Genomic DNA, 12035 nt, shown 5'->3' on the forward strand with positions numbered 1-12035 from the left:
TTGTGACTCGCTTCGACGGGCAAACAAATCCCGGATGTTCCTCGGGCCGAGCGGTTGACCGGTTCACACCGCAGGTTGTATCCGTTCGAACCGGGTAGCGCCGTCCTTTCCGGCGCGTATCGAGGTATGGTGGGTTAACGAGTCATCTGGAAAAGGACCGCGCATGTCCATTCGCGACATCGCCCGACAGGCAACGCTGATCGCCACGGTCGCACCGATGGCCGGCATCGCCTGGCTTAATCTCCGCCTGCGCCCGCGGCGAGGATCGCTTCGCCTGGCTGTTGGACCTACCCTCGCGCGGCGACTGCTCCTTCGCCGCCGTCCTCGACGCGGCGGACACGAACGAGCGTGTCGTCTACGACTACAGCAGCCCGCTCGACGGTCCGGACCTACCTTGGCTCGGCGGGCAGAGGGGCGCAACCCGCATCTATCGCCACCTGCTGCGGTTCAACCTCGATCGGTGAGTATACGTCGAACCACATCCGAGCCTCGCGTTCCGCACTCGGGTGGTTCTCGTGATAGAGGGAGAGTCTATCGGTCGGACCGCCGTCAGAGGATAGCCAGTGGTCAAGCATAGCGTCCTGCTCGACGCCGCCACCATCGCAACGCGGGTCGCCGGCGTGGCCAGAGCCGTGCGCAGCGAAACGGAAGGCTCGGCTCTCACCGTTATCGGTCTGCTAACCGGAAGCTTCGTGTTCGTCGCCGATCTGGTCCGTGCACTTTCGCTAGAAGGTGTCGAAACTTGGATCGACTTCATGGCCGTCTCCCATTACGGCACCCCCGCCCGGGCCAGCGACACGGTGCAGATCCGCAAGGACTTGAGTATCGACATTCGCGGCCACCACGTCCTGCTGGTCGACGACATTCTCGACACGGGTCTCACCCTGCGCTACGCGCGCGATCGCGTCTCGTCGCTCGCCCCGGCCTCCCTTCGTACCTGCGTGCTTCTCGACAAACCCGACCGGCGCCTCGTACCCATCGAGGCCGACTATGTCGCTTTCGCCATTCCGGACCGCTGGGCAATCGGTTACGGGCTGGACCTCGATGGACAGGGGCGCGGCCTGCCCTATGTAGGCGCAGTGGACGACTCGTCGCCAAAGGGCGCAAAGCGGGGCAACACGTGAACGACACGGTCCGGTTGGCGCCCACGCCCGCGCAACTGGCCCGGCGCATCGCCGTCGCTCGCGGCGACGAACCGGCCGATCTGATCGTCGCCGGTGGACAGCTCATCAACGTCTTCTCCGGCGAGATCTATCCCGCCGACGTGGCGCTGGCCGACGGTTTCGTCGCCGGGATAGGGACCTCTCGGGGAAGGGAATACATCGATGCTACCGGCCTGTTTGTCGCCCCCGGTTTCATCGACGCCCATATCCACATCGAGTCGACCATGCTGACGCCTGCGGAATTCGCACGCGTCGTTGTTCCTCTCGGCACCACCACCGTGGTGGCCGACCCGCACGAGATCGCCAACGTATGGGGCCTCGCCGGGATCGACTACATGCTGGAGTCGACCGCGGACCTGCCGCTTTCCGTGTTCTTTATGCTTCCGTCGTGCGTACCGGCGACCGCACTCGAGTCCGCCGGCGCGCAGCTCGGGACCGCGGAACTGGCAACTCTGATCGATCATCCGCGGGTACTTGGGCTTGCCGAGGTCATGAACTACCCGGGCGTTATCAGGGGCGACGCCGATGTACTGGCGAAGATCCGCCTCGCCGGACACAAGTCTGTCGACGGGCACGCACCCGGCCTCTCCGGCGCCGCCCTTAACGCCTACGTGGCCGCGGGGATCGGTTCCGACCACGAGTCCACCAGTCTTTCCGAAGCGACCGAGAAATTGCGCGCCGGCATGCAGATCTTCATTCGGGAAGGAACGGTGGCCAAGAACCTCGCCGCACTCCTGCCGCTCGTCACTCCCGCCACGGCGTGGCGCTGTGGCCTGGTTACCGACGACCGCCATCCGACGGACCTGCTCACGGAGGGCCACGTCGATTTCCTGCTGCGCCGGGCCGTCGCTGCCGGCCTCTCGCCGCTGACCGCCATCGCTCTCGTCACCGCCTCTCCGGCCGCCCATTTCCGTCTCGGTGACCGTGGGGCCGTGGCCCCCGGATATCGCGCCGACCTCGCGCTCATCGACAGCCTCGAGACGTTCCGCGCTCGGATCGTCATCGCCGGCGGCTGTGTTGTCGCGCGCGACGGAAGTCTGTGCATCGATCTGCCCCCATCCATGCGCGCGCCCGCCCCGGCGATCGACATCGGCTGGTCAAATCTTGGACCGATCGCGCTTCCGGCCAACGGTCATCGTCACGGTAAAGTGATCGACCTGATCCCGAATCAATTGACCACCGGGCGCGCCGTTCTGCCGATGCTGATCCGTGATGGCTGTGCGATAGCCGATCCATCGCGTGACCTCTGCAAGCTCATCGTGGTGGAGCGGCATCACGCCACCGGTTCGGTCGGCGTCGGCTTCGTCCGCGGCTTCGGATTGCAGGCCGGGGCTCTCGCGTCGACGGTCGCACACGACTCGCACAACATCGTCGTCGCCGGGACCAGCGACGCCGAGCTGATGTTTGCCCTGCGCGCGGTGGAGCAAATCGGCGGCGGACTCGTGGCGGTGCGGACCGGCGCGATCCTCGCCGCCGTCCCGTTGCCGATCGCCGGGCTCATGTCCGACCGTTCCGGACCGCAGGTAGCAGCGCAGATGTGCGCCGTGCTCGACGCGGCGCACGGCCTCGGCTCGTACCTGGACGATCCCTTCATGGCGCTCTCGTTTCTGGCTTTACCGGTGATTCCGGCGCTGCGGCTGACCGACCGTGGCCTGGTCGATGTGGAGCGTTTCACCGTCGTGCCTGTCCTTGGGGACGACTGAGCTGCCGGCACCTTGCGGCGACCGACCGTACAAAGTCACGCATACCAGCGACCGTTCAACAGGGCTTCGCCCAGCGGCCGGCGGCAAGTGTCGAAACCCAACCCACATTCTCTGGGGTTCCAACCCGTGCTTATCCCGTTGCTTGGTCACGCCGGTCAGATCTGTGGTCGCACCACGGATGGCACGGCTCCTGCTGAGTCAAATGCCAGAGTGGTGTGAGGAGGTGCAGGATGGTGAAGCTGACGTGGTTGCCCAACTGGAGGGCATACGCAGTTCGTCGCGACGGGCGCATCATCGGTATGATTCGGTGTAGTCAGCCCTTGCCGTTCCGGATCGCAGTCCACTTCGCATAAACCTTGGAACGACTCGGCAGCGGGCGAGCCAGCCCCACGCAACCCCCGGATGCGGGGCCGCCCGCCCGTAAGTGCTACGCGAAGTTACACCGCCGCTCTCTCTTTCGGCGTTGTGCGCGTCGTTCGGGTAGGGTCCTGGGAGTCGCCGCTCCCACCTTCACCCCAACGCACTTTCCCACTTGTTTTCAACAATTTGGTGGACGGCTCCGCCGCTGCCAACGGGGTGCGTGCGCCGCGTATCCGGCTTGGGCGCCCCGGCCTCCCGTCACTCTGTTGCCGTTTTCACGCACCTGCAGCGCCATTGACGCTCGTCAGGCGCGTGGAGAATCGCCATGCGACATGCCGGTATCGCCGCCCAGCGTTGGCACGGCGCGTGCTTCGCTTAAGGTTGACTGACGGAGAACGGGATGACTCTCAAACTAACCTGGTTGCCCAACTGGAAAGCGTACTCGGTGCGTCGCGACGGGCGGGTCATTGGATTGGTCCGCTGCAAGCCACCGTTGCCCTTCAAGACCACGGTTGTGTTCGCGTAATGGCCCACGTTTCACCCAGCTAACTTCCACGGCGTTCTGGTACGCCGTGCTCACCGTTCGGACGGGGAGGCGTCCCCTCCCTTGCGCCGCCCCGTCCGAACCTCCCCCCGCTTCAAGAACCGTCCCTATCCCTGCCCCAGTACCAGGCGTCCGCCGCTGCGGACGAGTTCCTCGATGACTGGACCGCAGCGGGTCGCGCCGCAGTCGCCACTGCCACTGCCCGTCACGCGATTCACCTCCGCAACCGTCCGTGCTCCGGCCGCGATCGCGTCACAAATGCGGCCCATCCTTATTCCCTTACACACGCAGACGATCCTGAGACGCGCCTTTATTTCGGCGTCGCTCGGCCTGCGGCGTATGCTTTGTGGATCGTAGATCACAGACACAGCTTCGAATTTACCCTGCACGCGTCACGAATACAGCCCCCGCTCGGCTTGATCGGCCCCGGTACCGGGCATAGTCTCGAACTCGCCCGGGAGGGAGCGCATGGGAATCGCGAACGATCTGTCCTCTTTCACGGCCACGGTGATCCGCCTGGGTCGTGGACTCTATCCGCGAATCACGGCCGCAGATCGACAAGGCCCCGCGGAACCTTTGGATCTCTACGATTTCGAGGGTTGCCCCTATTGCCGTAAGGTCCGTGAGGTCCTCAGCGAGCTTGATCTCGACTACATCTCCTACCCGGTCGCCCGTGGAAGTGCCCGCCGTGTCGAGTTACGCAAGCGCGGCGGCAAGGTTCAGGTCCCCTATCTCGTCGACCCGAACACCGGCGAGGCCATGTACGAGTCCGAAGATATCGTCGTCTATCTGAATCGAACCTACGGTGGATCTCGACCCGCTGGTTGGAGTGTGCCGATTCCCGGCCTCGTGGACGACCTCGTCTCGGCAGCCGCCAGTGCCGCCCGATTGGGTGCCGGGACTCGCTGCCGGACATCGCAGCGCCACGACCTGCGTCCTCTCGAGCTCTACAACATGGAGGGCTCGCCGTACTGCCGAAAGGTGCGTGAAACCCTGACCGAGCTTGACCTGGTGCACCTCGTTCACAATGTGCCCAAGGGCAGTCCCAAGCGTCGCGAACTCGAACGCCGTGGCGGCAAAGTAATGGTCCCATATCTCATCGATCCCAACCGCGGAGAGGAGATGTACGAGTCCGACGATATCGTCTCCTATCTCCGCAAACACTACGGGACACCGACCCACGAAGACTCACCTACGCGGCGGGCGGCGACGCGCAAAGGCAAGGTGAGCGGGACAAAGGGCCGCGCGGGCCTGCGGTAGCGCCGCCTGACTCGTCCAGAGAACTGGAATCTCATGGCCCTGACGTCCAGGCGGCTGGACACCGGTTCGCGCCCACGGTCACTCGCGTTTAAGGCCCGGGTTCGCCAGCCGCTGGCATGTTCATTGCGTTACGCATCGTCTCGGAAGACGGGAGGTGCGTCGATGACCGACATGCAAGACCGGGAACTCTGGAGCATAGCGGTGTTCCGCCTGCGCGAGGCGGCCAATCGGATATTCGCGCTGGCCACCCGCGTGCGCGCGCCACGTGTCCGCAGTCGTCTGCTCGAGGTGTACGAACAACTCCGCGCTGAGGAAGCGAAGATCGCGGCCCTGGCGAGCGTGACGGTCAGCGGCGACGAATCGAGCACGGGGGACGAATTGACCTGCTGCGAGAAGAACGGCGAGGGGGCGGTGGTTGACGGCGCCCAAGCCGGCAAGCCGAGGCGTCCGGTCACTCAGTTAATCCCCAGTTGATCGCGCAGGAAGCGGCGCAAGCGTCCGACCAGCGAGACGTCCGCCGCCGCTGCGCGTGCCGACGTTGGCGCCGCCGCCTTCGGGGGGGAGGTCGGCGGCGCCTTCGGCGCTTCCCACCACACGAAGTCCGTTATCTCGAGGCCGGCAAGTCGACCGATCACCGGCACCAACTGACCCGCGATGAAGGCTCGCGCAGGGTCGGTATGCACCAGCAAGTCGATCTGGGTCACAAGACTCTCGTCCGAGCCGCTGAGGCTCGGCACCGGAAGCACCTCGCGGATCTCGGGCAGGGTCTGGCGCAGCGGTGCCGGCGCGATCCGGTCGAGCGCGGTCATCGCGGCCTGCCGGGCGGCCTCGTCCGGCGTATCGACCACGAACGTGAGAGACAGATAGCGGACTTTCGACGCGGCATCCTTCGGGCGCGAGATGCGGCAGAGGCCGCCGATCGCTTCGCGCCCCGGGGGCGCGATACGGAAATCGAAGAACGCCAGCATCTCCTCGCGCTGGTAGAGTCTGGTGAAGTCCTGCATCAGGTCTATGCGTCCGTCGCTTGCACCCATGGATTGCCTTCCTCCTTCCATCACCAGGGGTCAGGCGTCGACCTCGCGTCGCGCGTTTGAGCCGACCCCGGCACCCCCTATACTATATCCAAAGAAGGAACGAAGATCGCGGCAAACGTAATCGAACGAGGCACCTCGAGTGCCGTGACAGAGAAGGCGTCAGTCGCTCCGGCGGCCGCCGCGGCGACGCGCAAGGTTCGCCGGGGCCTCGCCTTTCGCCTGACCGTCCTCGTCTTTGCGGGTGGCGGGACCGTCGTCGCCCTGATGCTCGCATATAACTACCACGTCGCCCGCCGCCTCATCCTTGCAGAGGCGGAACGCGGCGCCACCAACCTGGCACGATCGGCCGTCAACCACGTGGGCGCGGTGGTGCAGTCCACCGCTCGTGTGCCCGATTACCTCGGCGTCCTGCTTTCCAATTCCGATTACACCGAGGACGAAATCCTAGCTCTCGTGCGCACCACGGTCGAGGCGAGCCCGACCACGTACGGCTCCACGATCGCCTTCGCCCCGTATGGCTTCGACCGCCAGCGGCAGTATTTCGCCCCGTACTTCTACCGCAAGGATCCCGGCACCATCGACCTCCGCTGGCTGGGCGGCGACACGTACCACTACTTCACGATGAGCTGGTTCGAAAGACCACGCGACCTCGGCCACGGCACCTGGAGCGAGCCCTACTTCGACGAGGGCGGCGGCAACATCCTCATGGCCACCTACTCGGCGCCTTTCACGAGGATCTCCGACGCTCAAGCGCGTTTTGCGGGCGTGGTGACTGCGGATATGGCACTCGACTGGCTGGAAGCCTACGTCGCCTCGTTGCGCCTCTACAACAGCGGCTACGCCTTCCTGATTTCCAAAGCGGGCACGATCATCACGCACCCGCGCCGCGAGTACGTGCTGCGGGAAACCATCTTCAGTCTGGCGGAGCGACAGCGGAATGCCGACCTCCGCCGGATTGCCGAAGACATGGTCCACGACGGCACCGGTGTCGGCCGCGCTTATTCGACCGTCGCCGAGAGCGATTCCTTCTTCGTCTATGCGCCGGTTCCTTCTACCGGCTGGACTCTGGCGGTGGTCTTTCCGGAAGACGACCTGCTCGACGATGTCGTCGCGCTCACATACGCGCAGATTGGCCTGGCCACCACCGGCGGCGCGCTCCTGCTTCTCGTCGTCGTCGCCATCTCGCGCTCGATCGCCCGTCCACTCGTCACGCTCTCGACGGCCACCGAAGAAATCGCTCGCGGCAACCTCGACACGCCCCTCCCCGAGGTGCGATCCACGGACGAAATCGGCACACTGGCGACAGCGTTCCGACAGATGCAAGGGGACCTCAAGGCATACCTGGCGGAGCACGACCAGCTCGTCGCCATCCGAAGCGAGCTCGACGTTGCGCGCCGAATTCAGCAGTCGATCCTGCCGCGCCGCTTTCCGCCGTTTCCCGATCACCCCGAGATCGAGATCTTCGCCGAGATGCTGCCTGCGCGGGAGGTCGGTGGCGACTTCTACGACATCTTTCTGGTCGACGACGCCCACGTTGGGTTCGCCATCGCGGACGTGTCCGGCAAGGGCATCCCGGCCGCCATCTTCATGGCCATGACCCGCACGCTCCTGCGCTCTACGGCCGTCTCTGGCCTCACCCCCGGCGAGTGCCTGCGCAGGGTCAATCGGCTCCTCTGCCTCGAAAACAACGCCGCGATGTTCGTGACGCTCTTCTACGGCATCCTGGATCTGGAAAGCGGCCACCTCGATTACGCCAACGGCGGACACAACCCACCTTTCGTTCTGCGCGCGGATGGTAGTGCCGAATCCCTGCCGGGCACCGGGGGAACCGCGCTCGGCGTTCTCGACCATCTCCACTACGGAGTGGCGACGTCACGCCTTCAGCCCGGCGATGGACTGTTGCTGTACACCGACGGCGTCACCGAAGCGATGGACCCCGAAGGCTCGCTGTTCACCGAAGCCCGCTTGCGCGTCGTGCTGGACACGCTCAAAGGTCTGACCCCGGTAGCCGTTATCCACGCGGTTCTCGATGCCGTAGACAAGTGGGGATCGACGGCACCGCAAAGTGACGACGTCACCGTCCTCGCGATCCGCTGGACCGGAGGTGAAGCGGACGCATGAAGCCCGCGAGCGGTAGTGCCGATATCTACCTGCGCAACGATCTGCGCGAACTCGAGCGTTTGCGTGTCGCCGTCGAAGCGTTCGGGGCCAATTACTGCCTGCCGGGGCCGCTCTTGTTCGAGCTGAATCTGGCCCTCGAGGAGTGGGTTACCAATATTGTCGCCTACGGCTACGACGACACCGAACCTCACTCCATCGCTGTCCGGATCAGCCTCGACACCACTGCGGAGGGACGACACGTTGCCATCGAAGTCGAAGACGATGCGCGGCCCTTCAACCCACTGGAGGTCCCGCCGCCGCGTCTCGATCTGCCGATCGAGGAACGCCCCGTCGGCGGCCTCGGCATTCACTTCCTGCGCCGCTGCATGGACAGCGTCGCGTACGAACGCGTCGGTACCCGCAACCGCCTCTTGCTGCGTAAGCAAGTCGTGGGATAACCCGTCTGGAAGATCGGCATGACACGTGGCCAGGAGAGCGGAGGTGCAAGGACAAGGTGCCCGGCCCGAACCCGGGACGGGTCTCCGCGCCCGAGCCTGTTGTTGATAGAATGCTCAGCGCGAGTCACAGCGGCGACGGCACGCAGACAAAGAGGGCTTATGGACATCACCGAATCACGACAAAACGGCTTCCTTATTCTGACCGTTACCGGGCGGGTGGACGCGAGCAACGCCTCGAGTCTGGAGAAGACCCTGCTCACGGCAATCGACGGTGGCGAAAGACGGATTGTGGTCGACTGCGCTCCGCTGGAGTACATCAGCAGCGCCGGGCTGCGCGCGCTCCTTCTTGCCGCCAAGCGCGTCGCCCCCGGCGGCGGCGCCCTTGCGCTGGCCGCACTGCGCGACGAAATCAAAGAGGTCTTCGACATGGCGGGCTTCTCGGCGATCTTTCGCGTCTTCCCGACCACCGGGGACGCACTCGCCGCAGGGCGCTAGCGAATCGCCGGGAAGGGCATTGCACTCGCCCTCCCGGGAGCGCGCGGCTTTTCCGCCTCGCCTTATCGCTCGAACTCCCCCTGGCCCGACCGCTGCCGACCCGCCTCGGCGCCGCCGGAGCCGTCATCGTCGTACGGCATGATCACCCACAGCACGATGTAGACGATCACCCCCCACCCGGCGCCCAGCAGGGTCAACAGAACGGCTGCCAGCCGGAGGGCGGTCACCGAGACGCCGAACTGCCGGGCCAACCCTGCGCACACGCCGGCAATCATCTTGCCTCGGCGAGAGCGCTGCCAGGGTCGGGTTAGAGGCGAGCCGTCGAGCAAGCTGCCGCACCAACGGCATTTAACCGCTTCGTCGCGGATCTCTTCTGCGCAATATGGACAACGTCGCATCGCACCCTCACGTCGGAACGGCGGCAGCAGACCACCGGTACTGCCGCCCCATCACTAGCGGCACCGCCGCGTATGTAATCCCGCACAGCAAGACCAGAAACGCCGCGTAGGTAGCCACCACGTACAGGGCCACACCGGCCGGCAAGACCATCGTCGCAGCGCGGTATACCAGGCTGAGAACGTAGGCGTTGTACAGGAGCACCGCCGGGAGGGGCAGCAGACCAACCAGCACGGCGGCGGCCACCTCACGCCCGTAGGCACGGCGCGCCCGCCGCGTCAGTTCCGGCCGCAACTGCACCATGGTTCGCTGCGACAGCGCCCCCACATCGACGCCAACCCGGCCCGCCGCAAGCACCGCCTCTATCTTCTCCACGGGGGGTGGCTTGGCCCGGCAGGTCTCGCACGCCAACACGTGACCGCGCAGCCCGTCTCGGGTCACCGACCGGCTCATGACGCCTCCCCGCGCACCGCCGCCGTCATGCGCGCCAGGGCTGCGTGCAGACGGCTCTTGACCGTCCCCAGGGGACAGCCCACGATGTCGGCCACCTCGGCCTCCGTAAGATCCTCGTAGTAGCGCAAGGTCACCACCTCTCGTTGCGCTTCCGGCAACAACGCCAGCATTGCGGCGGCATCGAGAGCCGCCTCCGTACGCTCCATACCCACCGCAGCTACCGCGTCGCAGGCGGCCGGGTCGACCGGTTCGGGCGGACGTCGCCGATGCCAATCGCGGCAAAGATTGAGGGCGATCTGGAACATCCAGGTCGAGAACCGACGTTGGCTGTCGAAGCGAGACGCCTGGCGAACCACCCGAGCCCAGGTCTCCTGATACAAGTCCTCGACATCTCGCCCACCCGTATTCCGATAAACGAAGCCGGCCAGCGGTCGCTCGTAGCGCCGCAACAGCTCGCAGAGGGCGTCCTCACTGCCAAGCGCCAACTCGCTGACGAGTTCCTCGTCCGTCATCCGCGCCGTCGGTCGACTCCGCGCAGCTCACACGCGCCCGCCCGGACCGGTTGCACCGGGACGCTTCGCGGTCACGGAGCGTCACGCACCTCCGGCACCGTATACTCCTGGCCGTCCCCGTTGCCTACACGTCGCGCACCCACATCGGGTCGCGGCTCGTCCCCCCGGGGTTCCTGCCGTCCCCCTAACCATCCCGCTAACTCCAGGGCTCGGCCCAACATCTGCTCCAACGCCGACTCGCCCCCCGGGTCGCGGGGAATCACCAACCACAGCGCCCCGTACAGCAGCGGCCCCAGAAAGTGGAAGAACGTCAATACGACGAAGACGAGGCGCACCGCCGCAACCGGCACCGCCAGCGCGTGACCGACCGCAGCGCAAACCCCGCCCAGCCGAGCCTCCGCATGGCTTCTGTGCCACCGGTCCACACCGAAGGACGTCAACCGACTCCGGCAGTAACGGCAGCGTACGGCCTCGACGTTGATCTCCTCGGCACAATATGGACAACGCTTCGTGCTCATCGCGGCTCCTCCTTACGCCGTAATACGCGGGGACCCGCCGGAAAGTTCGACTCCTCTCACATCAGGCGTGTTTTCTTGTTTGAAAAGCGTGACCCGCAGAGTAATAGGGATTGTACATGCGCGCGCGCGGGTCCAGAGTTCCGGCCCTGGCGGCCGGGCTGGCCGCCACCGTGCCCCGGTGGACGCAACGGTTGATCCTGTGTGCCACAGCAAGCTTCGCAATCGCCTGTGTGGCCACGGGTCACTGCCCAGCCCAATCCCCCGAGCCACCGCAAGAAGACATCATGCAGCGCGATATCCCCTCGAAGCCGATCACGCTGGGGGACATGGTCAATCGCGGCCTCTTCGCCATAGCTCGCGAGGTCTTCTCCCGGAACTCCGTGTCGCAAATGCACGAGGAGGACTTCGGCGCACCGAAACGAGGCGTCCAGGTCGACCTGTTCACCCCGGGCGATGCCGGCGTCACGGTCCGCTATCGCTGGTAGGAAGAAGCCGGATCAGATCAGCGCCGCGGCCAACAGAACCACCATCGCCACGGCTACGGCTGCCTTGAGCACGAATCCGAGAAGGCGTCCGCGCATAGCCGCAAACCCAGTCGCAAACGCAGCACCGGTATCGCCGCCTTCCCACGCCACCGCTAACGCCGCGCCGGCAAACGCCCCGGCCAAAGCCCCCAGAAGCGCCCCCACCCCGAACAGAAACGGCACCCCGAGCAGCCCACCTACGAAACTGCCAAGGAGTGCTCCCGCAAATACCCGCCAGGAAGGACGCGCGCTGGCCGCCCCCGCACTACTGGCCAGAAACTCGATCCCCTCGCCGAGCACGGCCAGTCCGGTCAACCACCCGATCGTCGCCCAGCTAACGGCCCCGAAGCCCGTCGCCCAAGCATATATTAACGCGGCGCCGAGGATCACGAACGTACCCGGCAAGCCGAACACGAGAGAAAACAGGGCGGCCACGCACACTGCAAACAGAACGAAGACACCGAGAACGTAGAGGACCGTTTCCACTCAACACCCCACATGGACAGGACGAATCA

16 protein-coding genes are annotated in these 12035 nt (G+C 65.4%); 9 read left to right on the forward strand and 7 right to left on the reverse strand.

The features are described from left to right. The first annotated feature begins 281 nt into the window (after positions 1 to 281). The 3 genes from L6Q96_13400 (at position 282) to ade (ending at position 2866) form a co-directional block, all read left to right on the forward strand. A complete protein-coding gene (locus L6Q96_13400) occupies positions 282 to 464 on the forward strand; it encodes a hypothetical protein (GenBank protein MCK6555555.1) in 183 nt (60 codons plus the stop codon). 99 nt (positions 465 to 563) lie between these two features. Then, a complete protein-coding gene (gene hpt / locus L6Q96_13405; GenBank protein MCK6555556.1) occupies positions 564 to 1124 on the forward strand; it encodes a hypoxanthine phosphoribosyltransferase in 561 nt (186 codons plus the stop codon). Then, on the forward strand, positions 1121 to 2866 hold the full coding sequence (gene ade, locus L6Q96_13410) for an adenine deaminase (protein ID MCK6555557.1): 1746 nt from the start codon (positions 1121 to 1123) through the stop codon (positions 2864 to 2866). The genes hpt and ade overlap by 4 nt, the downstream gene beginning before the upstream one ends. Before the next feature lie 1011 nt (positions 2867 to 3877). On the opposite strand, the gene L6Q96_13415 is transcribed toward ade, so the two are convergent. Then, complete coding sequence (locus L6Q96_13415; protein MCK6555558.1) at positions 3878 to 4039, reverse strand: (2Fe-2S)-binding protein; 162 nt, start codon at positions 4037 to 4039, stop codon at positions 3878 to 3880. A 199-nt stretch (positions 4040 to 4238) separates the two neighbouring features. On the opposite strand from L6Q96_13415, the gene L6Q96_13420 reads away from it, so the two are divergent. Together L6Q96_13420 and L6Q96_13425 are read left to right on the forward strand one after the other, a co-directional pair. Further along, positions 4239 to 5030, forward strand: a complete 792-nt coding sequence (locus L6Q96_13420; GenBank protein ID MCK6555559.1) for a glutathione S-transferase N-terminal domain-containing protein — start codon at positions 4239 to 4241, stop codon at positions 5028 to 5030. 162 nt (positions 5031 to 5192) lie between these two features. After that, positions 5193 to 5504, forward strand: coding sequence for a hypothetical protein (locus tag L6Q96_13425; protein MCK6555560.1), 312 nt, complete (start codon positions 5193 to 5195; stop codon positions 5502 to 5504). Here L6Q96_13425 and L6Q96_13430 read toward each other — a convergent pair. Continuing rightward, entirely contained in the window at positions 5486 to 6064 is a 579-nt protein-coding gene (locus L6Q96_13430) for a hypothetical protein (protein MCK6555561.1), read from the reverse strand. The genes L6Q96_13425 and L6Q96_13430 overlap by 19 nt on opposite strands. A 144-nt stretch (positions 6065 to 6208) precedes the next feature. On the opposite strand from L6Q96_13430, the gene L6Q96_13435 reads away from it, so the two are divergent. The 3 genes from L6Q96_13435 to L6Q96_13445 all read left to right on the forward strand — a co-directional run bounded on the left by L6Q96_13435 (position 6209) and on the right by L6Q96_13445 (position 9117). Continuing rightward, entirely contained in the window at positions 6209 to 8185 is a 1977-nt protein-coding gene (locus tag L6Q96_13435) for a SpoIIE family protein phosphatase (protein ID MCK6555562.1), read from the forward strand. After that, positions 8182 to 8622, forward strand: coding sequence for an ATP-binding protein (locus L6Q96_13440; GenBank protein MCK6555563.1), 441 nt, complete (start codon positions 8182 to 8184; stop codon positions 8620 to 8622). The genes L6Q96_13435 and L6Q96_13440 overlap by 4 nt, the downstream gene beginning before the upstream one ends. A gap of 159 nt (positions 8623 to 8781) precedes the next feature. Next, positions 8782 to 9117 carry an STAS domain-containing protein gene (locus L6Q96_13445; GenBank protein MCK6555564.1) on the forward strand — a complete coding sequence of 112 codons (336 nt, stop codon included), beginning with the start codon at positions 8782 to 8784 and terminating at the stop codon, positions 9115 to 9117. 62 nt (positions 9118 to 9179) lie between these two features. Here the strand turns inward: L6Q96_13445 and L6Q96_13450 are convergent, their stop codons facing one another. From L6Q96_13450 to L6Q96_13465, 4 genes are all read right to left on the reverse strand, one after another. Further along, a complete protein-coding gene (locus tag L6Q96_13450) occupies positions 9180 to 9392 on the reverse strand; it encodes a PspC domain-containing protein (protein ID MCK6555565.1) in 213 nt (70 codons plus the stop codon). Between the two features lie 130 nt (positions 9393 to 9522). Further along, positions 9523 to 9966 (reverse strand): hypothetical protein, encoded by a 444-nt coding sequence (locus L6Q96_13455; GenBank protein MCK6555566.1) that lies wholly within the window; start codon positions 9964 to 9966, stop codon positions 9523 to 9525. Next, the gene (locus L6Q96_13460; GenBank protein ID MCK6555567.1) at positions 9963 to 10478 is read right to left on the reverse strand and encodes a sigma-70 family RNA polymerase sigma factor; all 516 of its coding nucleotides are present in this window, start codon (positions 10476 to 10478) and stop codon (positions 9963 to 9965) included. The genes L6Q96_13455 and L6Q96_13460 overlap by 4 nt, the downstream gene beginning before the upstream one ends. 71 nt (positions 10479 to 10549) lie before the next feature. Beyond that, a complete protein-coding gene (locus tag L6Q96_13465) occupies positions 10550 to 10996 on the reverse strand; it encodes a PspC domain-containing protein (GenBank protein MCK6555568.1) in 447 nt (148 codons plus the stop codon). A 284-nt stretch (positions 10997 to 11280) separates the two neighbouring features. On the opposite strand from L6Q96_13465, the gene L6Q96_13470 reads away from it, so the two are divergent. Beyond that, positions 11281 to 11481 carry a hypothetical protein gene (locus tag L6Q96_13470; protein MCK6555569.1) on the forward strand — a complete coding sequence of 67 codons (201 nt, stop codon included), beginning with the start codon at positions 11281 to 11283 and terminating at the stop codon, positions 11479 to 11481. A 12-nt stretch (positions 11482 to 11493) separates the two neighbouring features. Here L6Q96_13470 and L6Q96_13475 read toward each other — a convergent pair whose 3' ends face one another. After that, complete coding sequence (locus tag L6Q96_13475) at positions 11494 to 12006, reverse strand: DUF456 family protein (GenBank protein ID MCK6555570.1); 513 nt, start codon at positions 12004 to 12006, stop codon at positions 11494 to 11496. Positions 12007 to 12035 lie beyond the last annotated feature (29 nt).

It is taken from the genome of Candidatus Binatia bacterium (assembly GCA_023150935.1).
In the GTDB taxonomy this organism is placed as follows: Bacteria; Desulfobacterota; Binatia; order HRBIN30; family HRBIN30; genus JAKLJW01.